The following is a 26,739-nucleotide window of genomic DNA, read 5'->3' on the forward strand; positions in this document are numbered from 1 at the left end:
GAGCACGAAAGTGCGAATATTTAACAATAAATGATTCAACAAGGAGAGAGGACATGAAAGGATTAAACAAAGCATTGTTAAGGATTAGCATGGCATGCTTATTAGTAGTGAGCAGTATTATGCCAGCATTGCCAACGGCAACCGTATCCGCAGCAATCAACGGCAACAAATCAGTTGAAAATCCGCCTCAAAGCATGGAAGGAAAAGCAGAAATTGCAACCTGGAACTACGGAAGTACTGGGGAAGTAACTGCCGCTAATGGAAACTTTGGAGCAACCAGCGGTTATTACAAGACGCTGGATGCTTCCAATCCAACCTTGCAATTATTTAAAAATAATGTGCAAGTTACTTCAGGCCTTACTTATTCGTCAGCCTCTATCTCAACCTCAGGTTTTAATGGACAGGCCGACAAAGGATATTGGTATATGAAGACCTCAACCGAGGGATTTAAGGATCTGATTTTTAATTTTAGCGCTCGTTCTTCCGGTACCGGTCCACGCGATTTTAATACAGAGTGGAGTACGAACGGTACGGACTGGACCGTATTCGGCAATTCGCTTGACACAGGTTATACCGTTAAAATCGAGAGCACGTCTCTTGAGCAATTTGGAATGGCTTTGCCGGCAGAGGCCGCCAATCAAAGTGCTTTATATATCAGAGTTATTCAGAAATCGGAAGTCTCTGAAGCAGGCGGCACAGTAGGTTCGGGCGGAACCAGCAATATTAACGGCATTCAAATCTACGGTGCCAAAATTCCGGAACTTACTACACCAACGGTAATGGCAACACCTAATACAACTGGTGCCATCTTGGATGTTACGCCTATCTCTTTATCCAATACGGATGCAAATGCACAAATCTTTTACACAACAGACGGTACGACTCCAGCGACAACCGTTGGCGGCTCTACAAAATTATACACAGCGCCTTTTACGGCTATTTCAGAAGGCGGTTTTACAGGAACCAACCCGTTTGTCGTTAAGGTTGTAGCGAAGTCCCCAACTCTTCTGCCGACAGATGTTCTTACTTTATCGTTTAATCAGCAGACCATCACGCCAAACGCGGATGCCAAAAAGCTTTCTGCAGGGGACTATGTATGGGTTAAAGGCATCGGTACTTACCTGAACGGGAATACGACCCTTTACATTCAGGACGGAATGAATGCCGGCAGCGGTATCGTTATTTATAAATCCGGCGCAAACTTCTCTTCTTATGTAGGCAAAGAAATCTATGTTTATGGGAAAACATCGCCGTATAACGGTTTGATGGAGATTGTACCGGATGATGTGGCAACGAATGTCGTTGTGCGTAACAGCAATCCGACGCTTCCCACTCCGATCAAAATCATGTTCAGCCAACTCGCTGACAGAACTTATGAGGGAATGCTGGTCGCATTCGACACGGTTAAACTCGACAATGTCGCGGGTACTACCGGAAGTTTCTTTAATCACACAGTAAGCCAGGCAGGCATACCGATTACATTGCGCAGCAAGGGAATTACGGTAGGCACTAGCGGAAGTTATGTAAACATTACGCAGGCCATTGCGAGCTACAACACGGCGACCGGATATAACGGAGTACATCTCTATTCCGGCAATACTGCCGAACTTGTCGCTACAACAGCACCGACCGTTGAGTTTATGGCTGCCAGCGTACCTTCCGGAACGGCAGTGCCGCTTAATTCCAAGGTGACGCTTTCCACTCCAACAACAGGCGCGACAATAACGTACAGCGTAAACGGAGGAAATGCCGTAACGAGTACGGGCAACTCGGTCGAAGTTACAGTGGATGCCTTCCTTAGCGGAACCGCAACGATCACGGCAACAGCTTCGGACGGCACTTATACAACAGCGGCTCAGACTTTTGTATATACGCAAAGCAAGGTCGCTAACGTAGTAGCAAACCCAGGCAGCTCTGCCATTTCAGCTGCAACTCCCATCGCATTAACATCAGCTACGGCGGATTCAGCGATTCAGTATTCGATTTATAAAAATTCTTATACGTCCACAGACGGTACGCTGGTTGGCACAGCCGATCAAACTTATACGGCTCCTATTGCCATGGATGCTACTTATTTCCCTGTAAGAATCGTTGCCAAGGCAACGCGTGCCAACTATTTGGACAGTGATTCGACAACCTTCACCTATACGGCCAAGAAAGCCGCAGGCGGGGAAAAGAACTATTATGGTTCCCTTCACGCGCATACGATTAACTCGGACGGTCAAGGCACCTTGCCTGAAGCGTATGCTTACGCAAGAGATGAAGGTAATTTTGACTTCTTTATCGTAACGGACCACTCCAATTCTTATGATTCTGCAACTTATGACGTCACTAAGGATCATAACATTAATGACTACAACTCAAGCAATGCCGCTTGGCTTGCCGGCAAGAAAGCAGCGGAGGATGCAGCCACTCCTACGTTCGTGACTGACTATGGCTTTGAGATGACATGGTCCGGCGGTCCCGGCCACATGAATACGTTCAACACAACAGGTTTTGTCAGCCGTAACAACGCGACTTTAAATAATAAGACCAACGATGGCGGCCTTCAAACCTATTATAAAATGCTTGAGAGTACTCCAGGCTCGATTTCGCAGCTTAATCATCCCGGCAATACCTTCGGTAACTTCTCGAATTTTGGATATTACGAGGATGAGATTGACGATAAAGTAACTCTTGTTGAAGCGGGTAACGGCGAAGGCGCTGTTGGCTCGGGGGGATACTTTAGGTCGGTAGACCAGTTTATTTTGGCTTTGGATAAAGGATGGCACGTTGCTCCGACGAACAACGGCGACAATCATAAAAAAGGCTGGGGAACATCGAATACCATTGCCACGGTCGTTTACACGAACGACTTTACATTAAGCGGCATTTATCAGGCGTTGCGCGACCGTTCCGTATGGTCGACGGAGAACAGGGATCTGGACGTTACCTATCATCTGACCGACGGGAAGGACACCTATAGCATGGGCGCAATATTGGACACTGCCCCTGCAACCGCGGATATTACGATAACCGCAAGCAATAAAAATCCTGACGTAGCGACCAGCGATATCGCATCCATCCAACTGATAAGCACCGGAGGAGCTATCGTAGATCAGAAGAACTACCCTGTTGGAACGAATAACGTGAATTACACCTATTCGATGAACGCGCCGACTCCAGGGTACTACTTCGCAATCGTTACGGACAATAAAGGCTTCATCGCCGTCACCGCGCCGATCTGGCTTGGTTCTGCGCCGAAGGTCGGCATTACCTCGGTAAGCAACAGCTCGACCATGCCAGTTACAACAGAGGCATTGAATTTAACGACTAATTTCTTCAACAATGAAAGCACTTCTGTTACGCTTAAATCTATTTCTTATGAGGTAGACGGAGATTCCGGAGCGAGCAAAACGTACACACCAAATACAAACATCGCATCTTCCGGCAACGCTAATCACGTATTCAGTTATACACCAACGACTGCCGGTACCAAGACAGTCACGATTAGCGCCGTAATCACGGTGAACGGAGTAGATAAGACGTATACGGCAACCAGTACGATGAAGGTTAGCGATATAGACACCGTCTCGTATGTGGGACTAGACGCTTCGCACGGCAATGAGTACGTCAGCGGAGGAAGCTATCCGAATTCAATGAACAATATGATGACGCTCGCTGGATCAAACGGAGTGAGAGTTGTACAGCTCAATACTTCGGCAGATTTTATCGCGGCAACCAGCAATCCTAAATATAAAATGATTATCTTGAATGCACCATCCAGAAAAAGCGTTAGCGCATGGCTGAATCCGACGAATTATTCAGTTGAGGAAACGGCGGCGTTAAAAGCATTTTCGGAAAACGGGAATACGCTAGTCTTCGGGAATATCGCAGACTACGCGGAAATCTCAAACGCGGATTCGGCTTCACCTAAGAAACATATGTCCGAACTTCAAAATGACGTCCTGGCAGCCATCGGTTCCACGCTGCGCGAAGGCGACGATGAGGTTATGGACGATGATAAGAACGGTGGACAAGCGTATCGACTGTATCCAACGGAGTTCAATTTGAATAATCCGTTGATGCAAGGCGTTGTTGATGGACAGACCTACAGCCAATACTCAGGTTCAACCATTTATGCTGTAGACCCAGTGACGGGTGAGAGAACCTCAACACTGCCTTCAACGGTAAGCCCGCTCGTATATGGCTTCCCGACCACTTATTCGGCTGAAACCGACAATGACAACTTTGGCTATGGAGGGACTAAGACGGCATTCCCATTCGTCACGGTGGGAACGAATCCCACGGATAAGGGAGTAAGCTCAGACAAGCTGTATATACCGAAGTATGCAAATCCAAACAGCAAGGTTGCATCAAATCCGGAGGAGAAGCTGCTCGCGGCATCTGAAGTGATTACGCATTCGAACGGTAAAACTTCTCTTGTGGTTGTTGCCGGCGGATCATTCATGAGTAACTTCGAAATTCAGGTTACGCAAGAAAACGCAGGGACTTTGCCGTATGCTAACTACAATCTAATGGATAATCTTTATAAAACGGTTAATCCGCAGATGGTCACAAGCATTGCCGACGCTAAGAATCTGCCGGATGGAACGGATGTTATTATTGAAGCAACAACAACGAGTGAGGTAAATACCCAAAGCGCAAATCCTGATACAAACAAAGGCTTCTTCGATACGATTTATGCGCAGGATGCAACGGGCGGCATCAATCTATTCCCGGTTGCCTCAGGTATTCAAGAAGGTCAGAAAGCAAGGTTTAGCGGTACAATCGCGCATTATCAAGGCGAAGTGGAACTTACGGTAAGCAGCTTCACTATTTTGGATCCAAGTATTCATAAACTTGCGCCAACTACGCTCACCACAGCTGCTTCAATGTCTTCCGATAATACGGGACTTTTGTTAAGAACAAAAGGCGTCGTGTCAGATATTTACAAAGACAATGACGGAACAATTAACCAATTTACAATTAATGATGGGTCTGGACCGGCGATCGTATTCATTAACGGATACATCACAAAAGGAACGTCACTTTCATTCATTACAGAGGGAGCAACCGTTTCCGTAGCCGGCTTGGCTTCTATCGGCGAGGTAGTCAGCGATGCGGATATGCATCCGAGAATCAGGGTCAGAGACCGTGCCGAAATCATGAATGTCTCGTTAACTGGCATAGCAGTAACAACTCCGCCTGCAAAAACGCAATATCAGGTTGGAGAAAGCTTGGATCTAACAGGATTGGTTGTTACGGGAACATACAGTGACACAACAAGTAATCCTGTTACAATTACAGCGTCCAATATCAGCGGATTTGATAGCACAACTACGGGTACTAAAACCATTACTGTTACTTTAGGCGGCAAAACAACGACTTTTAATGTCACAATCGTATCAAATTCAACTGTTCCAACAGGTCCGGTAGGAAGTACTGCACCTGACTATGATGCGAAGGTTGACACTGGTAACGGATCGAGTTCCAATCTGCAGGTCAAGGTCGATAAGAACAGCCACAGCGCAACCGTAGACGTAAGCTCAATTAACAGCCTTATGTCTGTTGGGAAAACGACCGTTATCACAGTACCATCCGTTTCGGATGTCAATTCCTATATTTTGAACATTCCTGTTCAAAACCTGAATAAGTCCGATCTGCAAGGAAGCATAGCTTTCAATACCGACAAAGGCAGCGTGACCGTTCCTTCCAATATGCTGACTGGCATTACTGGCATAAATGGAAGCAAGGCAGGAATCTCCATTGGTCAGGCGGATAAATCCGGTCTGCCGGGTAATGTAAAAGCTTCGATAGGCGACAGGCCGATGGTAGAGCTCACACTTACTGTTGACGGTAAACAGATTGCCTGGAACAACCCTAGCGCACCAGTTACGGTATCCATTCCTTATACCCCGACAGCGGCGGAGCTTGCTAATCCAGAGAGCATCGTCGTGTGGTACATCGATGGCAACGGCAATGTTGTTAATATCCCTAACGGGCACTATGAACCGGCCACGGGCACTGTCACTTTTAATACCACCCATTTCAGTCATTACGCGGTGGCTTATAACAAGGTGAGCTTCAATGACGTGGCGCCGAATGCTTGGTATAACAAAGCCGTGGGCTTCATCGCGGCAAGAGGTATAACAGGAGGCACTGGCAACGGCAATTTCAGCCCTGAAGCCAAGCTGACGCGCGGTGAATTCATCGTTATGTTGTTGAAAGCTTACGGTATCGCCGCGGATACAAACCCGACAGATAACTTCAAAGATGCGGGCAATACCTATTACACCGGCTATCTGGCGGCGGCAAAACGCCTCGGAATATCCGCAGGTATAGGAAACGGCTTGTTCGCACCAGGTAAGGAGATCACTCGCCAGGAAATGTTCACTCTGTTGTACAACGCTCTGCATAACATCAACCAGCTCCCTCAAGGCGACAGCGGCAAGTCTCTCTCCGACTTCACTGACGCCGGAAAGGTAGACTCATGGGCGAAGAATGCAATGACAATGCTAGTTAAGACTGGCACTGTCGGCGGCAGCAACGGAAAGCTCAATCCGACGAGCACAACCAACAGGGCGGAGATGGCTCAGGTGCTATATAATTTGTTGGGATAGTAAAATCCATTAACAGGCTGTGAGACAGGAGATGCAGCCAGTTATAACCGATATGAAAAGCAAAGAAGCCACAAAACTGTGGCTTCTTTGCTTCAGGCTGTCGAGAAAGTCTCGACAGCCTTCTTTATGTTCAAATAATTCAATACGACACCGCGTTAATATAGTATAATATTAGTATCTAATAGAAACGGATGGTGTCGTTATGTTGCGTTCTAATCGAGACAAACAACAAAACTACGAGCTGGTTTCCATTGAAGACTTGGTGCCTGCTGACCATATGCTTCGCAAGATCGATAAGTACATTGATTTTTCTTTCATTGATGAGAAAGTACGTCACCTCTACTGCCAAGATAATGGTCGTCCAGCCATTGATCCACTTGTACTTTTCAAAATGATTTTTCTCGGTTACTTCTATGGCATTCGTTCGGAGCGCCAACTGGAACGCGAAGTTCAAACCAACCTCGCTTACCGTTGGTTTCTTGGACTCGGTCTGTCAGACCGTGTTCCAGATCACACAACGATTAGCTGGAATCGTAGAACACGATTCAAAGATACTTCTGTTTTCCAAGATATTTTCGATGAAATCGTGCTGCAAGCGATCTCACATCGGATGATTGGCGGACGTGTGCTTATTTCTGACTCTACCCATGTAAAAGCTAATGCCAATAAACATAAATACACAAGAGAACAAGTACAGCAAAACACACGAGATTATGTGAATGAGCTCAATGCAGCTGTTGAAGCAGAACGTAAAGAGCAAGGAAAAAAGCGCTAAAACCACGGAAGGAGGTGAATGAAGACAAAGAGGTAAAAGTTAGTACGACTGATCCTGACAGCGGTTATATGTACCGAGAAGGCAAGCCAGAAGGTTTCTTTTACTTGGATCACCGTACAGTTGATATGAAGTACAACCTTGTTACCGATGTCTTCGTCACCGCCGGTAACGTCCATGATTCTGTTCCTTATCTTTTTCGTCTGGACCGCCAACGTCAGCGTTTTGGATTTAAAGTAGAAGCTGTTGCATTAGACTCTGGCTATTTAACAACACCGATTTGCAAAGGATTAGAAGATCGTAAAATCTTTGGCGTGATTGCCCATCGCCGATTTCATCCAACGCAAGGCTTACAACCAAAATGGAAGTTTGCTTATGATGCAGAACGGAATCTGTATGTGTGTCCGCAGCAACAAGAACTGACTTACCGGACGACAGATCGGCATGGCTACCGACACTACGCGTCTGATCCAAAGCAATGCGCAGCATGCCCAATACTGCAGCAATGCACGCGTTCCGCTAACAAACAGAAAATGGTTACCCGACATATTTGGGAGGACAGTAAAGAAAACGTGAGGATGAACCGACTAAGCAAGTCGGGCAAAAAGCTTTACCGTAAACGAAAAGAAACCATAGAGCGAAGCTTCGCGGATGCCAAACAGCTCCACGGGTTTCGCTATTGCCGTTTGCGGGGGTTAAGCAACGTGATGGAACAAGCGTTGATGACCGCTGCGGTGCAGAACATGAAAAAGATCGCCCTCCACCTGGAAAGGAGGGCGTAAGAGGGGTAGCCTCTTGCGTCGCTTCGTTCTACTCACAGAAAACAAAAAGAGAAACCCCACGTTTTAAGAAAACGTGGGGTTTCTCTACAATCTGAAGCAAAGAAGCCACAAAACTGTGGCTTCTTTGCTTATTCGTATCAGATAAGGTTATGGCTCAACAATATTATTCGTTTCAAAAGTTTTGACTGCCGGTTGGGTCATTCGAACTTCATATGATCATATCATAGCTGGGGCGTTCGAGCCTGATGGTAAGTTCGTGAACCAAGCTAGGGCAATTCTTACAATGCCCATCTCGACCCAGAGCAGGAGCACAACCATCGCTGTTATCGCAACCACTGCCAACCTAGACAAAGCTGAGTCATGGCGCGGGCGATTTCCCCGGTGCGTATTCAAGGTGACGGGGACACTGTATTTTACATGGCTACCGGAATCGATACTAGCGGGCTTATTGGTAATGCTGCCGTGACCGCAGTCGGCCCTCGTCAGCCATTTCAATAAAGATTCAGACATCCCATGATGAGAAGACAAGCAGAGCGCAGTCGGATCCTCCTTGGCTCCACTCAAAATCTTATTTACCGGGTAGATAATATATTCTTTTAGTGTCTGAATTTAAAGCTATTGCAACGGGTGAGAAAGCGAGGCATTAGTCCGCACCAATAACATATAAGCTTAGTATATAACCCCTATAGTATAGTGTTTACAATAAAACGCAGGTATGGATAATCCAACTATAGGGGGCTAATTGTTGTGAAGCAAACTTTATTAAAGCTGGTTATATTATTTCTGTTTGTATCTATGACCATGCTGAGTGCCTGCAGTGCAGCCAATGATGATCAACCGCCAACACGTTTTATGATTGAATGGGAAGAGAACACGGTTGTTGTCAATGACGATCCCTTATTTGAGAGCGCTTCCGTGGATGCCCGTAACGTCTCTCCAGGCACCTTCGGTTCTGAGTATGCCAGAATGACTAAGTTATCCGATAAAGAGTGGATGATCGTCTACACGGTATACCGCAATCAAGGGTATATCGAGGATGATAAGGGAGGGACATCTCTGGAAGTCGCTATAAGCAAGGATAAAGGGAGAAGCTGGAAAGCTATATCTACCATTAGCGATCCGGGAAGAGATATGGATAATGGGCAAATTGTGAAGCTTAAGAACGGCGATTTGCTGCTCTCCAGCCGGTCCGTCAGATGGCAGGAGTCTTACCGGTTGCCCGTATTTAAGAGTACGGATAAGGGACGCACCTGGAAGCAGGTCAGTGTGATTGATGCTAATGAAGGTACGCGAGGAAGCCTGGGAGATCCTGATAAAGGGGTCTATGAGCCATACTTCCAAATGCTAGATAATGGCGATTTAGCTGTATTTTATGCCAATGAGAGGCATGTAACGGAGACGCCTACGTATAGCCAGACTATCTCTGAGAAAATCTCGAAGGATAACGGGAAAACCTGGGGCGAGGAAATATTCGTCGCATGGATGCCAGATGATGCTGCGGCAAGACCGGGCATGCCGATTACCAGCATGCTGAAGAATGGTCAGTATATAGTCACTTTTGAGGTTTGCGGCACTAATAATTGCAATATATTTGTGAAGAACTCGGAGGACGGCAAGACCTGGGAGCCTGGGATCGGGACTCAGGTGCCGGTTCAATCCGGTGGACCGTATGTCACCGCCTTGAAGGATGGCAGCCTCATTCTGACATCCAATTCGAATGAGGTTTCCACTAGCCTGGATAAGGGGGCAAGCTGGGAGCTGAATCCGGTTGCACCGTGGAGCGGCACATTCCCGCAGTACCTATGGCCAAGTCTTTATCAGACTGGAGCAAATGAAATTGCTTCCGTTAACTCTACTCCGCGTGAACAGGGTGGTCATCGGGTTGAGATTAAGTTCGGGAAGATCATGAAGCAACCTGCTGGTTCACAGTAATAGAGCACAAAAAAAGCCATTCGCTTTCCTAATGGAGGGTGAACGGCTTTTTGCATCCTTTCAGTTACAGTCCTTCCGGCGTAGGATACCGGACATCCCGAATGAAAGTTACGGGGATTGTCTCGCGCCGCGGCGTGTAGGTGCCCTCCATCTGTTGAATGATCATCTCGACAGCCTTGTCCGCTATGGCCGGAATGTTCTGCTCAATGTAAGGGACGAAAGGCAGCTTGGGATCGTCGAAGGAGACGAGAGTAAGATTATCCGGAATCTGCTTGCCAATCTCATAGACCGAAGCATACACAAGCCGGGCGAGAACGGTATCAATCGTAATAGCAGCGGTAATCTCCGGATACGTCTGGAAGAACACCTTTATTTTCTCCTTTAGCCCTTCATCATCATGCTTTGTATTCCGTTTGAGGTAGAGCCAATATTTCTTATCGATCGGCAATGCCCGTTCCAGGAATACGTTCTCGAAGCCAGTCTCGCGTTCCCGGGTATTCGTGTTGGAATCCGCTTGGGTAATAAGCGCGATGTGCTGATGCCCCTCGCCCAGCAGGTAGTCGACAACATCCATCGTGCCATAGATATTGTCGGAATTAACGCTGCTGTTCGTAATGCTGGGCAGATAGCGGTCGACAAGCACATGAGGAAATCTATTAAGTGAAAGCTTCAGTATCTCCTCGTTGTAATTCTCCTCCATGACCGGGAAGACAATAAATCCGCGCACGCCAAACAGCTGGAACATCCGAATCGCTTCGACTTCTTTATCCATAATATCTTCGGTTACCCGAATGAGCGTCTGATAGCCTCTCTCATGAAGGCCCGATTGCACCTTGAAGAACAGCATACTTTCAATGGGCATTGTAATCGATGGGAAAATAATTCCGACGATGCCATTAAAGCCGGAATGGATCGACTGCAAAATATCTGTGCCATTTCTCCCGGCGACAAAGGTCCCTTTCCCTTTAATTCGAACGACGAGATTCTCGTCACTCATGAGAGATAAAGCCTGCTTGGAGGTAATCTGGCTGACATTGAAATAGCTTGCGATTTCTTTCTCAGAAGGAACGCGATCGCCAGGCCGAAGCTTGCCGGACATGATCTGTTCTCTCAAATGGATAGCGATCTGCTTGTACAAAGGGGTAGATTTATCATTTGCCAATGATGATTTCTTATTGCTCATATGAGCCATCTCCTATAAAAAATATACTAACCTAAAAATTGTTAATATTATCATATGGGTGAATGAACGGCATTGTCAAAGCTTAAATTTTCAGTAATTTCCGAAAATATACTAAGTTTAGTATATAATAATCCGCCCTAAACTCTGTATGCTAATATCGCTTATAGAAAGCGCATTCAGCATTTACGCTGCGCACAAGAGCAATTAGGAGCGGAGGTAATTAAATTGAAAAATGAAGCGATTAGAACGGAATATCCCAGACCGCAGTTCAAACGTATGGATTGGTTAAGTCTAAATGGGGAATGGGACTTCGAGTACGACGATAAGAACGTCGGCATGAAAGAAGGGTGGTACAAAAGTCATTCCTTCTCGAGAAAAATTAATGTGCCTTTCTGTTATCAAAGCGAGCTTAGCGGAATTGGAGAAACGGCATTCCATGATATCGTCTGGTACCGCAGAGCCTTCGAGCTGTCGGAGAGCTGGAAAGACCGCAGGCTGATGCTTCATTTCGGAGCGGTTGATTATAGCGCCTCCGTGTGGGTTAATGGCGTGCTGGTAGCCAAGCATGAAGGTGGACATACTCCGTTCTCGGCCGATATTGGACTTGCGTTGCGCGAAGGAGAAAACGAAATTGTGGTCCGGGCTGAGGATTACAGCCGGGATGTGACTTTGCCGCGAGGAAAGCAGTATTGGAAGGAAAAGAGCGAGATTATTTTCTATACAAGAACAACAGGCATCTGGCAGTCGGTGTGGCTCGAGGCTTTGCCGTCCGTTTCTTTGCAGCGGGTGAAATTTGATCCGGATATCGACCGGAATGAGATTCGAATTCAATATTTTGCAGAGGGTCTGAACGAAGCAGCCGGCAAGGTAACGCTTAATACTAGAATTACGTTTGGCGAAGAACTGGCTGCAGAAGAAGAGCATCAGCTTACGCATTCGATCTTAACCAGAACGATTGCCCTGCATGATTATAATGACCATGGACTTGGCCGCTGGTGGTCTCCCGAGCGTCCTAATCTATATGATGTCGAGTTTACGATAAAGGTGGACGGGGAACCCGTCGATCAGGTCACCAGCTATTTCGGTATGCGTAAAATATCGGTTGAGAACGGCAAGCTATGTCTGAACAACAGGCCTTACTATATGAGACTTGTGCTAGATCAAGGCTATTTCCCCGAGGGAATTATGACCGCCCCTAGCTTCGAGGCTTTGAAGAGGGATGTGGAGCTGACTAAAGCGATGGGCTTCAATGGGACGCGCAAGCATCAGAAGATAGAGGATCCGTTGTTCCTCCATTTATGCGATAAGCTAGGCTTGCTTGTATGGGGGGAGATGGCTAATGCTTACGCCTACTCCGAGCAATATGTAGAACGAATGACGCAGGAATGGCAGGAAGCGATCCGTCGCGATTATAACCATCCATGTATCGTAGTATGGGTACCGATTAATGAGAGCTGGGGCGTTCCTAATATTCTCATTGATGAGCAGCAGCAGCATCACGCTATGACGATCTATCATCTGACCAAGTCATTGGATGCAAGCCGGCCTGTTATATCCAATGATGGCTGGGAGCATGTCAAATCCGATCTGTATACCGTTCACGATTACGAGTGGCGTGAAGGCGTTCTGCTTGATCGTTACTCCACCGTTGAGGGAGCAACGGATGCTCCTCAGAAGAGAGAGATGCATGTTGGCGGGTATGCTTACGCAGGAGAGCCGGTTCTTGTCACCGAGTTTGGCGGTATCTCCTTTCAGCGGGGGGAATGGGAAGGCTGGGGTTACTCCGGAGCTGACAGCGAGGAGGACTTGGAGAAGAGGCTTAGGGCGGTCTTCAGCGCGCTACAGCGTTCACCTCTTGTACAGGGCTTCTGCTATACGCAAATTACGGATGTCGAGCAGGAAATCAACGGCCTATTAACCTATGATCGGAAGCCCAAGCTGCCGCTCGAGACGATCCGTTCGATCGTACTTGGCCAATAAATTAAGAGATCAGTATATGTACTAAGCTATACTAATTATTCCTGTTTTTTATAGACCCAAGTGCGGCTCAACCGACTGATTATCAAAGGCGAAAAGAAAGTTTCATACTAAGCTTATTATAGAATGAGGTTATCCCGAATCTTATACTTAAGTTGTAAGTAAGCGATTACAAAAAAGAAGCAGGAGGGTTAATTCTATGAAGAGATGGAAACGGGGCAGTTGGTTGGTAACCATGTGCGCCACACTGCTGATCGCTTCAGCATGCGGCAACGGGAATGGCAACAATTCTAGCAGCAGTAGCAATGCACCGGCAGGGAATACAGAATCGGCTTCACCAGCAAATGCTGAGGAAACAGCGAAGCCGGATGCAAAACCTGAGGGTAAGGTTACTATTACGTACTGGAACGGGTTCTCCGGTTCGGACCGCCCGGTGCTGGAATCGCTGGTTAAGAAGTTCAACGAGTCGCAGGATGAAGTTGAAGTCAAGATGGAGATTATGAGCTGGGACGTCCTTTATCAGAAGCTGACGACGGCAACCGCCTCCGGTCAAGGACCTGACTTTATCGCATTTGGTCCTGAGAATATCGCCAAATATGCGGATCTTGGCGTACTTGCTCCCGTAGACGACTTTTATGATAACAACATGATTGATACCTCCCTGTTACCAAAAGGCTACGACCAACTGCTTCATTATAAAGATCACTTCATAGGCTTCCCGATGAACTACTTCGCTCACGCGCTTTACTACAACAAGAATATGGTGAAGGCTGCAGGACTTGACCCAGAGAAGCCGCCAACCACTTGGGATGAAATGGCGGACTGGGCTGTCAAAATGACTGATCCGAAAAAAGGCCAATACGGTATGACCATCTCCTCCGGCTGGGTATACCTTGCTCAGATGATGTGGGCGAACGGCGGCGACGTAATCGATTATACGAACAAAACGTCGCTGATCAACAAGCCTGAGGCTGTAGAGGCTGTGAAATATTGGGCAGATCTGGCCATCAATAAAAAGGTCTCCCCCGCTCCTAACAGCGATAACCTCAAGATGTTTGCTTCCGGCAAGCTTGGCATGATGTACGATGGCCCATGGATGTCTCCTCAGTTCAAAGCGGCTAAAGTCGACTACGGCATTGCTCTTATGCCCGCTGGCCCCGCGAAGCAAGTGACCTTCGGCTCGGGCTTGTCCATGCACCTGACGAGCAAAGGCGCGAAGGATGAGAAGGTGAAGAACGCCGTTTATAAATTCGCTCAATGGTGGTTTGAGAAGGATACGCAGAAGGAATGGTCTACGAAGATCGGCTTCCCGCCGGTACGTACCGACCTTGCTGGTGATCCGGACCTTCTTGCAGCCAATCCGGATCTGGACATCTTTATGAAATCGGCTGACATCGGTCAACCATGGCTGGTCGGTATTTCGAATTCCAGCAAAATCCTGACGGAAGTGTTCCAAAAGTACTTCGATCAAATCCTGATTAAGAAAGCCGATGTTCAAAGTACGCTGGATCAAGCATCCATTGATCTTGATAAGATTTTGGCTACGGAACGATAATCAAACCGGAAGGGATAGAAGGGAAGTTCCGGGCTTAAGCCCGGGCTTCCCCATCCCTTTGTTTGAGGAAAGGAGACGCCTATGAAATGGAAGGCACTTGCTTGGAATAAGTCCGCTGTCGGTTATTTGTTTGTTTTGCCCAGCCTGGTGGTTATGGCGATATTTGTCATTGTTCCGCTCTTGTTTTCACTGATTTCGAGCTTGTTCAGCTTTGATATCATGCTTCAGAATTTTAAATTCATCGGTTTTGACAATTACCATGCGGTGCTTGAGGATGACCGTTTCTGGAACAGCCTGAAAAATACGATCTACTTCGTTGTCGGCAATGTTCCGTTGCAGATCGTACTGAGCATTCTCGTTGCCGTTGCGATTAATAAGAGGTCCCGTCTGAATATCGTATTCCGTACGGTCTACTTCCTTCCTGTTGTGTGCTCGATGACGATTGTTGCTATGGCAATTGCGATGATGTTCGACTTTAATATCGGCATCGTCCCGGCGCTAATGCGCCAGGTTGGTCTGCCTGTTGTTGATGTGTTTAATGATACGACTTGGGCTATGCCGGCTATTATTTTAATCAGTGTCTACAAGAGCTTTGGATTTACAATGATCATCCTGCTTGCTGCTCTGCAGGGCGTACCAGAAAGCTTGTACGAGGCGGCTGAGATTGACGGGGCAGGCAGAACGGCTATGTTTTTCCGAATTACGCTTCCGTCCATAGCAACTTCCATAGCTTTTGTTGTCATTACCTCCATCATCGGTTCGTTTCAGGTGTTTGACCAGGTATATGTAACGACTAAGGGTGGGCCAATGTTCAAAACGGAAACTATTGTGCAGTACATTTACGATAAAGCGTTCGTGACTAACGAAATTGGGCCTGGGATCGCAAGTGCCATTCTGCTCTTCATCCTTATTCTGATTATTACGATGATTAATTTGCGGATGGGACGGAAGTCCGAACAAAACTTCTGACGAGGGAGGTAGTGAAGAAGTGGATTCCACAATGAATCGCCGAAAAAGCATCGACCTGGGCCGTTGGATCATCATCTTGCTCCTGCTTGCCCTTGCGGTCGCTACGCTATTCCCGTTTATTTGGATGGCGAGTACATCGGTCAAATCTATGGGAGAAGTGCTCGGATCGCCGCAGCGTCTTCTGCCGGCACATTATGATTTCAGCACGTATACAAAGATTTGGTCGGAGGTACCGTTTGCCCGGTATTTCCTTAATTCTCTGGTCTTCTCTTGCTCCGTTGTGGCCATCGCCCTATTTTTGAATTCGCTTGCTGGATATGCATTCGCCAGGCTGCCGTTCAAGGGGAGAAACGTGCTGTTTATTCTTATTCTTTGTACGATGATGATTCCATTCCAGGTTACAATGACTCCCCTGTTCCTGATTATCTATAAGCTGGGGATGATTGATACGTATCAGGGGCTTATTATTCCAAGGGCGGCAGATGCTTTCGGCATCTTTATGATGAGGCAATTTTTCCTTACGCTTCCGAAGGACCTGGAGGAATCCGGAAGAATCGACGGAGCAAGCGAATTTAGGATCTTCTTCCAGATCATGCTGCCGCTCTGTAAACCGGCTTTTGTTACGCTTGGCGTGTTTATCTTCATGGGTAACTGGAATGACCTGCTGTATCCGCTGCTGATGACGAACTCCGAGCAGTTCAGGCCGATTCAGGCGGCAATCGCTTTGTTCGCCGGCAAGTACGGGACCGATTACAGCTTTGTGCTGACGGGGCTGCTGCTAGCCTCTATTCCAACGCTTGTCGCTTATTTATTCGCACAACGATTCTTCGTCAGCGGTATTGCGATGACGGGAATCAAGTAATGTTTCGGAGGGATTAACTTGATCTGGTCTAAGAAAAAAGCATGGAACTGGTACCTTGAACAAGGCTGGATCGTCGGCTGTAATTATGTCCCTGGCAGCTGCATCGGTATCACTGAGATTTGGCAGGCGTACAACCATGATAAGGTCCGAGCCGTTATCGGAAAAGAATTGGCGCTTGCCGCTTACACAGGGATTAACAGCATACGTATGCTGCTTCCTTATGAGGTATGGAAACATGAGCATGACGGCTTTATGTCGCGTTTTGACGCTTTTCTCGATTTAATTGAAGCTTATGGCATTAAGCTGATGCCGATCTTTTTCGATGACTGCGGACGAGGTCCGGTTGAATTTGCCACGGGGCGAAAGCCGCGTTTCGGCAAGCAGCTTGAGCCGGTTCCGGGCCATCATGGCGGACATCCGCCGAAAAAGATGGAGCACTCCGTCAATCCAAGCTATCATATGGCGGACAATCGAGAGAATTGGCCGGATATGGAGCGGTTTGTGAAAGAAATGGTCGGCAAATACCGGAGGGATACGCGAATTCTTGCCTGGGATATTTGGAATGAACCAGGTAACTCCGGCTCGGGTGGTTACGGCAATGTAAACAAGAGTCTGGAGGCCATGGAAGCGGCATTTGCCTGGGCGCGCGAGATGGAGCCCGTTCAGCCGCTCACGGCAGCGCCATGGGATTTTTACCATGACTATTTCGAGCGTTGTCGTCCAGGGGAGCTTACTTTAATCGAGGAGCGGGCTGTACAATTATCCGACGTTGTATCGATCCATTATTATGGCCCGGTTGAGCGCTCCGAGCAGCTAATAGGAGCATTCAAAGCATACGAGCGCCCTCTGTTTATGACGGAATGGCTGCATCGTCCCTTCCGTAATGAAGTGAAGGAGCATCTGCCGCTCTATCAGAAGGAAGGCATTGCCTGCTTCCATTGGGGTCTGGTAAACGGGAAGACGCAAACTCATGAGCCTTGGGACTGGATTATGCATATGGATCTGGACTTCAGCGCTTGGCAGCATGACCTTTATAAGCCGGACGGAACCCCTTACAGGCATGAAGAGATTCAATTATTCCGTAGTCTGACCGGCAAACGGAACGACAGTAATAGAAATGGAGATGACTCTATGAAAGCTCGAGGAACGATTGCAGCAACTTGGGAGAAGCCTGTCCTTATTCATGATATTCCGGTCTTTGAAGATCTTGGGGTAGACGCGCGTTATGGTCATCCAGGCAAGTTCGGCTCGCAATATGGCCGTATGGTTTTCCTGCAGGATGGATCATGGCTCACCGTCTATACGATCTATGACAATAACGGGTATACGTTTGATGCGAGCGGTGGCAATAAGCTGGAGTTTGCGATTAGCCAAGATAAAGGGCAGTCGTGGGACAAGATTGCTGTGCTCGGTCATCCGGCGAGAGACTTGGATAATGGTCAGCTGATTCAACTCGATAATGGCGATTTGCTGTTGAGCTGCCGCTCTGTAAGGTGGCATGAATCGTATCAATTACATGTATACAAAAGCACGGATGCAGGCCGAAGCTGGGCGTTCTTATCGACGATTGACGAGATGAACGGTTCGCCGGGCAGCCTTGGCAATCCGGACAAGGGCGTCTATGAGCCTCATTTCTACCGTCTGGCAGATGGTCGTCTTTCCGTGATGTACGCTAATGAAAAGCATGTCATTGAGGCGCCTTATTACAGCCAGATCATCTCGCAGAAGATATCCGAAGATGAAGGTAAAACATGGGGAGAAGAGATTTGGGTAGCTTGGGATCCGGCCAGCCCTCATCTCCGCCCGGGAATGCCGGTATGGGCAAGATTGCAGGACGGCCGCTATATCGTGGTTCTTGAGGTTGTTCATCTTGTTATGTATCAATGCGTATCTGCAGCAATTACTTACAAAATCTCAAATGACGGCATTCATTGGGAAGCGGGCAATGGTACGCTGGTTCCTGAACAGAATGGAGGTCCGTACTTCGAGCAGCTGCAGGATGGCACTTGGCTGGTGACCTCAAATTCGGGTGTCATCTCTGTGAGCAAGGATGATGGCCAATCCTGGTATACCATTGAGCCTAAGCCGTTCACAGGTCATCTATGGCCAAGCTTATATGCGCTTGAGGACAATCGCTTCCTTCTGCTTAATTCGGAGGCGCGTGAGAGCGGTGGACATAACATTCAGATGTGCATCGGACAATTGGAATAATAGGACTAGAGCTTGCAGACCGGTTAGGCTGCATGCTCTTTTTTTTTCGGTAATCAGCCTTTCATTTAGCCTAAGCTTAGTCTATATCCACTTCAGTCATGCCCATATAATAACTTTTGAAAGCGGTTTATCGGGAGGTGAGCAGGGCGTAAAGCGGGTTAGAGACTAAATTGGCTTGTACGAACATTAACAGTCTACTCAGCTTAAAGCGGGGTAGCAAAAGGAGGATTTCATAATGAGGAAGCTTGTATTAACGATGCTGTCTTTGATTATGGTGCTGGTGCTGTTCTCGGGTTTAGCGTCCGCGGCAGGAGGGCCTGCAGCCTCTACAAGTACGGTTACGATCAATAATTTATCTACCTTCACAGATGCTGGAACCGATGCAAGAGGCATACATCCGGGCGCTTTCGGTTCTGAATATGGACGAATGCTTAAATTGTCCAATGGAGATTGGCTGGCGATTTATACGATATATGACAACAACGGGTATACAAACGACGCGAATGGCGGCACCAAGCTTCGCGTGTCCAAAAGTACGAACAACGGTGTCACCTGGACGGATATCGCAACCATCTCTGATCCGGGAAGAGATCTCGATAACGGGCAAATGGTGCAGCTGCCAAACGGCGATATATTAATGGCTGCCCGTTCCGTACGCTGGCAGGAATCTTACCGGTTACCGGTCTATAAAAGCACAAATCTTGGAGCAAGCTGGTCTAAGCTCAGTACGATTGATGAAAATAACGGAACAGCTGGAAGTCTCGGCAGTCCGGACAAAGGTGTTTACGAACCGCATATGGGATTTCTTGCGGACGGTCGGCTCGCCGTATTTTACGCCAATGAGAAGCATGTGACGGAATCGCCTTCGTACAGCCAGATTATCTCGGAGAAAATCTCTACCGATGGCGGCGCAACTTGGGGAAATGAGATTTTCGCAGCATGGGATCCTACCAACTCGGGAGCGCGACCTGGGATGCCGGTATGGACCAAGATGGCAAACGGGAAGTATATTTTAACCTTTGAGGTGTGCGGGACAGATTCTTGCAATATTCATAGCAAAATCTCAAACGACGGTTACACTTGGTCAAGTGGAGTAGGAAGTCTGGTCCCGGATCAGCTTGGCGCACCGTATGTTCTATCGATGAGTGACGGCAGGTTGGCAATCGTCTCCAACAGCAACGCTCTCTCTTTCAGTAATGATTACGGAACTAGCTGGTATAAGAATGATACTTTCCCATGGACCAGCAGCTTGTGGGCGAGTGTGTATCAGACGGGACCTAACGAAATTGCCGTTATGAATTCCGCAGCACGGCCCGGAGGCGGTCACAGCGTGCAGCTTGGCTATATGAGTGTGAAGAGCACGTTCTCCGATGACTTCAACGATGGCAACGATAACGGCTGGAGCAAATACGGTGGAACTTGGTCAGTAGCGAGTGGTGCTTATTCCGTTACAGCAACTAACGGGGATAAGGCGATGGTGGATCCCTATGTTTCATTAGTCAATCATATTGTTGAAGCGGATGTGAAGCTGAATAACGCAGGGCAGGCGAGCTTGATATTCAGCGCCTCTTCGCCAAGTACGGGTGCAGACAGCTTTACCGGCTATGCAGCAGGTATTGATTCCGGCGGCTCCGTCTGGATTGGAAAATTCAACAATAATTTTACCTCCCTCGGCAGTGCATCCGCTACGATTGCAACGAGAACTTCCTATCACCTGAAGGTTGTAAAAGTTAACGGACGCATTCAAGTTTTCCTTGATGGCGCGTTAAAGCTGGATGTGACCGATACCTCCTACGTGAAAGGAACAATCGGCCTGCGCGGCGGCTTCGGCAACAGCTCGACCTTCGATAATGTCGTTGTCACGCCACTCCTGTACTGGAATGATTTCAGCAGCACAACAAATCCGGGCTGGACAAATTACGATGGTACCTGGAGCTTCTCCGGTGGAACTTACAATGTAAACTCCGGCACTGCTCCTAAGACTGTTCTTAGTCCACTCGTTAACGGCGAGTCTTACACTTTGCAAGCGGATGTCCGAATTAATGATAGCGGGCAAGTCGGGCTGATCTGGAATGTACAAAATCCGGGCAGCGGCGCGGATTCCTTTAAAGGCTATGGCGCAGGGATTGATACGGGGGGTAATGTATGGCTGGGACGCTTTAACAACTCCTTCACGCAGCTAGGCAGCGCTTCGGTTACGATCGCCGCTAACACCTGGTATAACCTGAAGATTGTTATTACGGGCAACCGGATGCAGGTATATGTGAACAATACGCTGAAGATTGATGCGAACGATTCTGCTTTCAAGAACGGTGCGATTGGTCTGCGCGGAGGTTTCAGCAACAATGTAAGCTTTGAGAGTCTTATGGTGTATTAAAGCAACGAATAAAAATAAAGTGGCGATCATTCCAATTAATAAAAGGAATAGATCGCCTTCGCTTCCTCGGTAGTGCGAGATCAAGTATAACGGTTTGCCGGAAACGGCAGGTCAAGATGCTCCCTCAAGGTAGAGCCGGTGTAATCCAACCGGAACAAGCCTCGCTTCTGCAAAATGGGGACGACTTGCTCGACGAAATCCTCCAATCCGTCAGGTAACGAAGGCGCCATCAGCATAAAGCCGTCAGCAGCGCGGTTTCGGAACCAGTACTCTAAAGTGTCGGCAATCTTCTCCGGGGTACCAACCAGATGGTCATTGCTGAACGAACCGGTGAGCAGGGAGTAAACCTCACGAAGTGTCGGATTTATCCGGGAGATAATCGGCTGATGTTTCAAGTAGTCGGTTTTGGTCATCGGGAGGCGATCCAGTCCGGCATTCTTGGCCCGGTCGTCTAGCGCAAAGCCGGTGAAATCGACGAAGCCTTGGAAATAATCGGATAGAAAACCGATGCCGGTCTCTTCGGGAATGAGGGACTCGAGCCGGCTTCTCTTCTCTCTCGCTTCTTCTTCCGTAGAGCCGATAATAGGAGAGATGCCTTGCAGAATATGAACTTGGTCCGGATTCCGTCCGGCGGCAGCCACTTTGTTCTTGAAGGTATCATAGTATGCCTTTGCATCATCGAAATCGTACTTAATCGAGAAGATAACTTCACCTATCCGGGAAGAGAGCTCTTGCCCGGAATCGGAGACGCCGGCCTGAACGAGTACGGGTCGTCCTTGGGGGGAACGCCCGATATTCAGAGGACCCTCTACCGAGAAGAATTCTCCCTTGTGCTGGAGCCGATGAAGCTTGTTCCGATCAAAGAACACTCCGCTCTCCTTGTCGTGAATAAAAGCATTGTCCTCCCAGCTGTCCCACAGACCCAGCACCACTTCCAGGAACTCACTCGCCCTTCGATAGCGGTATCCATGCTCAAGATGATCCTCGGCACCGAAATTTCTCGCAGTGTTGCCAGATAAATCGCGGGTCGTGACGATGTTCCAGCCAGCCCGGCCCTTGCTAATATGATCAACGGACATCAACAGACGAGCGAGGTTGAACGGCTCGATGTAGGAGGTAGATGCTGTGGCGACAATGCCGATTTGCTCCGAGCTGCCCGCCAACGCGGCGATAAGGGTGAGCGGTTCGTAACGGTTTAGAATGTTGGGATGAGAAACTTCATTGATCGCTAGACTGTCTGCAAGAAATGCGATATCGAATTTCCCTTTTTCGGCTGTTCTTACAAGCTTCTTGTAGTAGTCGATGTCAATGCTGGCGCCGGCGAGTGCCTGAGGTAGTCTCCATGAGGCGACATGCATTCCGGTGCCGACCAGATAAGCCGATAGTTTCATTTGGCGTGTTGCAGTACTCATGATAAGCCTCCCAAATATAAGTATTTATATGTGAATAGTATAATTATAAGTTTCCTTTTTGGGAAGATATTGACACCTTATGAAAAAAGGATTAAATTAATAAAAGCACATCGGAATAATATGAATTTAATAAATGATCTTGAAGTTGACCAGATGTCTGGAAACTAAGTACTTCCCCTTCGCTGAATGGGGAAGGGCTTAGTTTTTTTTTATTTGTATGAGGAGGTGACGATTTGATTCTCGTGGAGCAACTGAGCAAAACCTATCTGACGACAAAAGGAAGTGTCTCAGCACTGGACCGCATCGATTTACAGATAGCCACAGGGGAAATCTTCGGTGTTATCGGGGTTAGCGGAGCCGGCAAATCCACGCTGATACGGTGCATGAACCGACTGGAGGAACCGGATTCGGGGCGTATCTGGATCGGAAACGACGACATCACGCAATTGAAAGGACGTAGACTTCGCAAGGCAAGGCAGAAGATCGGCATGATTTTTCAACATTTTAATCTGCTGGACGGCAAAACCGTGTATCAGAATGTTGCGTTTCCGCTTGTGGTCGCAGGTCTTCCGAGGGAACGAATTCGGCAGCGTGTCCGGGAGATTCTTGACTTGGTTAAGCTGTCCGACAAGGAAGGGACATACCCGGCACAACTTAGCGGGGGGCAGAAGCAGAGGGTTGGCATTGCCCGCGCGCTCGCGAATGAGCCGGATGTACTTCTAAGCGATGAAGCGACTTCGGCTCTCGATCCGGAGACGACCTATTCCATTCTGGAACTGCTAAAGGACATCAACCGCCAGTTGAAGCTGACGATCGTGCTTATAACTCACGAATTGGAGGTCCTCCAGCATATATGCGATAGCATGGCCGTCATCGAGGATGGGAGAATCGTGGAAACCGGTCCGGTCGCCAAATTGTTCCTGAATCCGGAGAGCGATACCGCACGGAAATTCGTAGGCGTTCTGGAGCAGTATCGTAATAGAAGAGGCATGATTGAAGGATTGGGGGAGGGAATTTGAAAAACGATTTATTCGAACTCCTTTGGAAAGCTCTTCGAGAGACTCTCTATATGGTGGCCTGGTCCTCCTTATTCGCTCTTCTATTAGGGTTGGCTCTGGGTATTCTGCTTGTTGTAACCGACAAGGGACATGTCCTACAGTCCGTGCATGTCAATAAGGTGATAAGCTTCCTCATCAATGGCATTCGTTCGATACCGTTTATTATCCTGATCGTGCTGTTACTTCCCTTAGCGCGCTTGATCGTAGGAACGTCGCTTGGTCCAACCGCGGCTATCGTTGCGTTATCGATCGGTGCTGCCCCGTTCCTGGGACGAATTGTGGAAAATTCGTTGAAGGAAGTGGGCGCGGGGAAGATTGAAGCGGCGATCGCAGTCGGTGCTTCGCCCGTTACGATCATCTTCCGGGTTCTCATTCCCGAAGCGCTGCCTGCGCTTGTGCGAGGAGTAACGATTGCCGTCATCGGAATCACCGAATTAACGGCGGTTGCCGGAGCTATCGGAGCTGGCGGACTAGGAAGTCTAGCGATTCGCTTCGGCTACCAACGATTCCGGGAGGATATCATGTTCGCCACCGTCTTGGTCATCATACTTCTGATTCAAGCGATTCAGTGGACCGGCGATGGGATTGCAAAGTCCATTCATAATAGGCGCTATAGGCTCGAATAATCCAGGTTTGCTTTTTTCTGGGGAAGAGCGAGTCGAGGTTTCATTACTATCACAAATTTAAAAATAGAAGGTAGGAGAGAAAATGTCCAAGAAAAGAATGGTTGTCCTTGTTGCTTTCCTGTTTGTTGTGAGCCTGATCGCCGCTGCTTGCGGTTCGAATAACAACGGATCCTCCGGCAATAGTTCTCCGCAAGCCTCCGCTAATCAAAATCCAAGCAACAGCCCGTCTTCGTCCCCCTCCGAGCCGGTTAAAGAAGTCACGTTAAAAGTCGGAGCGGCAGCCGTGCCTCATGCCGAAATTTTGGAGTTCATCAAGCCTAAGCTTAAAGAGGAAGGCATCAATCTGGAGATTGAGGTGCTCGACGATGAAGGGCAGTTGAATCCGGCGTTGCAGGAGAAGCAGATCGATGCCAACTACTTCCAACACGTTCCTTATCTGAATTCTGTCAAGGACGAGAAGGGCTACGACTTCGTCGTAACGACGAAAGTGCATGTGGAGCCGATCGGGTTCTACTCAAGCAAGCTCAAATCCAAGGACGAAATCAAAGAAGGAGCCAAAATCGGCATTCCGAACAATCCATCCAATGAATATCGTGCTCTCGTTCTCCTGCAGCAGCAGGGTCTGATTAAGCTCAAAGACGGGCTGACGACTTACGAAGCAACTCCGAAGGATATCATCGACAATCCGAAAAAACTCAAATTCATAGAAGCTGATTCCGCAACATTGCCAAGATCTCTGCCGGATCTGGACGGAGCGATCATTAATACAAATTTGGTTCTGGAGGCCAAGATCGATCCGCAAAGCGCACTGTTCAGGGAAGACGCAAATTCACCGTATGCGAATGTCATCGTTGTAAGAAGCGGTGACGAGAACCGGGATGAGATTAAGAAGTTAAACGCTGCGTTAACAACACCGGAAGTGAAGAAGTTTATTGAAGAGAAATACGGAGTAGCCGTTGTTCCTGCATTCTAAGTTAATAGTTCGCGGGCTATAATCTTGGCCCCTCTTCTCCTGAGCTTCAGCTTGGGGTGCTCGGAAGCTGCTTGACGCACATCGCATTAATCCAAGCTGCCGAAAGGCAAGTCTCCCTTCACTCGCTTGAAGTTGAAGTAACCGGGGAGATGCACCCGCTAGCCGGTCGTCCGGGCTACGAGCATATCCCGATTTACCCACATAACATTAACTACAAATTAATGATAGGATCCGAAGAGTCAGAGGAAACATTGCAGGCGCTCCATCAAGCGATCGAACAGGTTTGCCCGATCTTCAACCTGCTTCGCAGCCCTCAGCAAATTGAAGGACAATTGGTTGTCAGTCGTCTAGGCTCGGAACAGTAGCAGCTCACAAAAGAAGAGCCAAGAAAAGCCGGGTTCCTTGGCTCCACCAAAACAATAAATTTAACCTACTTTATACGAAGTAGGTTTTTTATTGTTTGGTGGAGCCCATATTAGGGTATGAACCCGGCAGTTGCTCGAGCTTGGAAGAATCGGCGGCTCTGAATAATGTATAATGTCCGATATAGACTCTCTGCTGGACATCTGCAGTAAGGGAAGGAGACAACTCTTTGAAGGCTTTTCATTATAATTCGTATCGTTCATCCCGAGATAACCCGGATTTTTATTTATCATATTGGGGGAAAGAAGACTGTTCTCCCAACCATGCATTTGGTCCTGGCATACGCGACCATTATAAGGTGCATTTTGTACACCGGGGAACTGGAACTGTGCAGATTGGCAGTTCTACGTTTAAGTTGACGTCCGGCCAGGCTTTTCTGGCTTACCCCGGTAAAGTCATTTCCTATCAGGCTGATGCTTTCGATCCATGGAGTTATTCTTGGATTGGCTTTCGCGGCGAACAGGTGGGAGAGGTTCTGGAGCGAACCAAGCTGACATCGGAAGAGTCGGTGTTTCCTATGGATAAGCAGTTCATGCCAAATTTGTACGAACTACTTTTGGAATCGGCGGACCATCCGAAAAATCATGACTTGCGTTTGACTTCGCTCCTGATTGAGTTTCTTACCGTGTTGATTGATTCGCTACCCTCGTCGGCAGATGCCGGTGTACAGCCTCGCAAGCAAGATACGTACATCCATCGCAGCTTGGATTTCATCCATAGTCATTTCAGTGAACCGATTACGGTTCAGCAGATGGCAGCTTCTCTCGGATTGGATCGCAAGTACTTGTCCTACCTCTTTAAGGAGGCAATGGGACTGCCCCCTCAGCAATACTTGCTTAATTACCGGATGGATCGGGCGGGGGAGCTGCTGCGGAAAGGGGAATATTCGATAGGCGAGGTTGCCCGTTCGGTAGGCTATCAGGATGCACTGCTGTTCTCCAAAATGTTCAAAAAGCTAAAAGGAGTACCTCCAAAGTTGTATAAATAGCAGGGTAATTCAGACATTATGCCATATTTACCTTCCA

General features: G+C 48.0%; 15 protein-coding genes and 1 pseudogene. 14 read left to right on the forward strand and 2 right to left on the reverse strand.

What is annotated here, in order from left to right:
* The first annotated feature begins 53 nt into the window (after nucleotides 1–53).
* The 3 genes from PJDR2_RS31825 (at nucleotide 54) to PJDR2_RS08350 (ending at nucleotide 10,088) form a co-directional block, all read left to right on the forward strand.
* Nucleotides 54–6,602: an S-layer homology domain-containing protein gene (locus PJDR2_RS31825; RefSeq protein ID WP_015843225.1), complete on the forward strand. Its 6,549-nt coding sequence runs from the start codon at nucleotides 54–56 to the stop codon at nucleotides 6,600–6,602.
* A gap of 202 nt (nucleotides 6,603–6,804) precedes the next feature.
* A protein-coding gene (locus tag PJDR2_RS32375; RefSeq protein ID WP_085982383.1) for an IS1182 family transposase occupies nucleotides 6,805–8,156 on the forward strand; the annotation gives its coding sequence in 2 pieces (ribosomal slippage) (nucleotides 6,805–7,372 and nucleotides 7,372–8,156; 1,353 coding nt in all).
* Nucleotides 8,157–8,903: 747 nt separating this feature from the next.
* A complete protein-coding gene (locus PJDR2_RS08350; RefSeq protein ID WP_015843226.1) occupies nucleotides 8,904–10,088 on the forward strand; it encodes a sialidase family protein in 1,185 nt (394 codons plus the stop codon).
* A 64-nt stretch (nucleotides 10,089–10,152) separates the two neighbouring features.
* Here the strand turns inward: PJDR2_RS08350 and PJDR2_RS08355 are convergent, their stop codons facing one another.
* Nucleotides 10,153–11,271, reverse strand: a complete 1,119-nt coding sequence (locus PJDR2_RS08355) for a GntR family transcriptional regulator (RefSeq protein WP_015843227.1) — start codon at nucleotides 11,269–11,271, stop codon at nucleotides 10,153–10,155.
* 276 nt (nucleotides 11,272–11,547) lie between these two features.
* Here PJDR2_RS08355 and PJDR2_RS08360 point away from each other — a divergent pair, with 276 nt between their 5' ends.
* From PJDR2_RS08360 to PJDR2_RS08385, 6 genes are all read left to right on the forward strand, one after another.
* The gene (locus PJDR2_RS08360; protein WP_150106629.1) at nucleotides 11,548–13,251 is read left to right on the forward strand and encodes a glycoside hydrolase family 2 protein; all 1,704 of its coding nucleotides are present in this window, start codon (nucleotides 11,548–11,550) and stop codon (nucleotides 13,249–13,251) included.
* Nucleotides 13,252–13,447: 196 nt separating this feature from the next.
* Nucleotides 13,448–14,803, forward strand: a complete 1,356-nt coding sequence (locus PJDR2_RS08365) for an ABC transporter substrate-binding protein (RefSeq protein ID WP_015843229.1) — start codon at nucleotides 13,448–13,450, stop codon at nucleotides 14,801–14,803.
* Between the two features lie 81 nt (nucleotides 14,804–14,884).
* Entirely contained in the window at nucleotides 14,885–15,772 is an 888-nt protein-coding gene (locus tag PJDR2_RS08370) for a carbohydrate ABC transporter permease (protein WP_015843230.1), read from the forward strand.
* A 31-nt stretch (nucleotides 15,773–15,803) separates the two neighbouring features.
* On the forward strand, nucleotides 15,804–16,634 hold the full coding sequence (locus PJDR2_RS08375; protein ID WP_041614130.1) for a carbohydrate ABC transporter permease: 831 nt from the start codon (nucleotides 15,804–15,806) through the stop codon (nucleotides 16,632–16,634).
* A gap of 18 nt (nucleotides 16,635–16,652) precedes the next feature.
* Nucleotides 16,653–18,845 carry a sialidase family protein gene (locus PJDR2_RS31830; protein ID WP_015843232.1) on the forward strand — a complete coding sequence of 731 codons (2,193 nt, stop codon included), beginning with the start codon at nucleotides 16,653–16,655 and terminating at the stop codon, nucleotides 18,843–18,845.
* 235 nt (nucleotides 18,846–19,080) lie between these two features.
* Complete coding sequence (locus PJDR2_RS08385) at nucleotides 19,081–21,222, forward strand: family 16 glycoside hydrolase (RefSeq protein WP_015843233.1); 2,142 nt, start codon at nucleotides 19,081–19,083, stop codon at nucleotides 21,220–21,222.
* 80 nt (nucleotides 21,223–21,302) lie between these two features.
* Here the strand turns inward: PJDR2_RS08385 and PJDR2_RS08390 are convergent, their stop codons facing one another.
* The gene (locus PJDR2_RS08390) at nucleotides 21,303–22,634 is read right to left on the reverse strand and encodes an LLM class flavin-dependent oxidoreductase (protein WP_015843234.1); all 1,332 of its coding nucleotides are present in this window, start codon (nucleotides 22,632–22,634) and stop codon (nucleotides 21,303–21,305) included.
* A gap of 233 nt (nucleotides 22,635–22,867) precedes the next feature.
* Here PJDR2_RS08390 and PJDR2_RS08395 point away from each other — a divergent pair, with 233 nt between their 5' ends.
* The 5 genes and pseudogenes from PJDR2_RS08395 (at nucleotide 22,868) to PJDR2_RS08415 (ending at nucleotide 26,702) form a co-directional block, all read left to right on the forward strand.
* Nucleotides 22,868–23,653: a methionine ABC transporter ATP-binding protein gene (locus PJDR2_RS08395; RefSeq protein ID WP_015843235.1), complete on the forward strand. Its 786-nt coding sequence runs from the start codon at nucleotides 22,868–22,870 to the stop codon at nucleotides 23,651–23,653.
* Nucleotides 23,650–24,318: a methionine ABC transporter permease gene (locus PJDR2_RS08400; RefSeq protein WP_015843236.1), complete on the forward strand. Its 669-nt coding sequence runs from the start codon at nucleotides 23,650–23,652 to the stop codon at nucleotides 24,316–24,318. The genes PJDR2_RS08395 and PJDR2_RS08400 overlap by 4 nt, the downstream gene beginning before the upstream one ends.
* 82 nt (nucleotides 24,319–24,400) lie before the next feature.
* Complete coding sequence (locus tag PJDR2_RS08405) at nucleotides 24,401–25,291, forward strand: MetQ/NlpA family ABC transporter substrate-binding protein (protein ID WP_015843237.1); 891 nt, start codon at nucleotides 24,401–24,403, stop codon at nucleotides 25,289–25,291.
* 29 nt (nucleotides 25,292–25,320) lie between these two features.
* A pseudogene (locus PJDR2_RS08410) lies at nucleotides 25,321–25,656 on the forward strand (OsmC family protein); the annotation flags it as partial.
* Nucleotides 25,657–25,883: 227 nt separating this feature from the next.
* Complete coding sequence (locus PJDR2_RS08415; protein ID WP_015843238.1) at nucleotides 25,884–26,702, forward strand: AraC family transcriptional regulator; 819 nt, start codon at nucleotides 25,884–25,886, stop codon at nucleotides 26,700–26,702.
* Nucleotides 26,703–26,739: the final 37 nt, after the last annotated feature.

Origin of the sequence: Paenibacillus sp. JDR-2 (assembly GCF_000023585.1) — a bacterium.
Lineage (GTDB): Bacteria > Bacillota > Bacilli > Paenibacillales > Paenibacillaceae > Pristimantibacillus.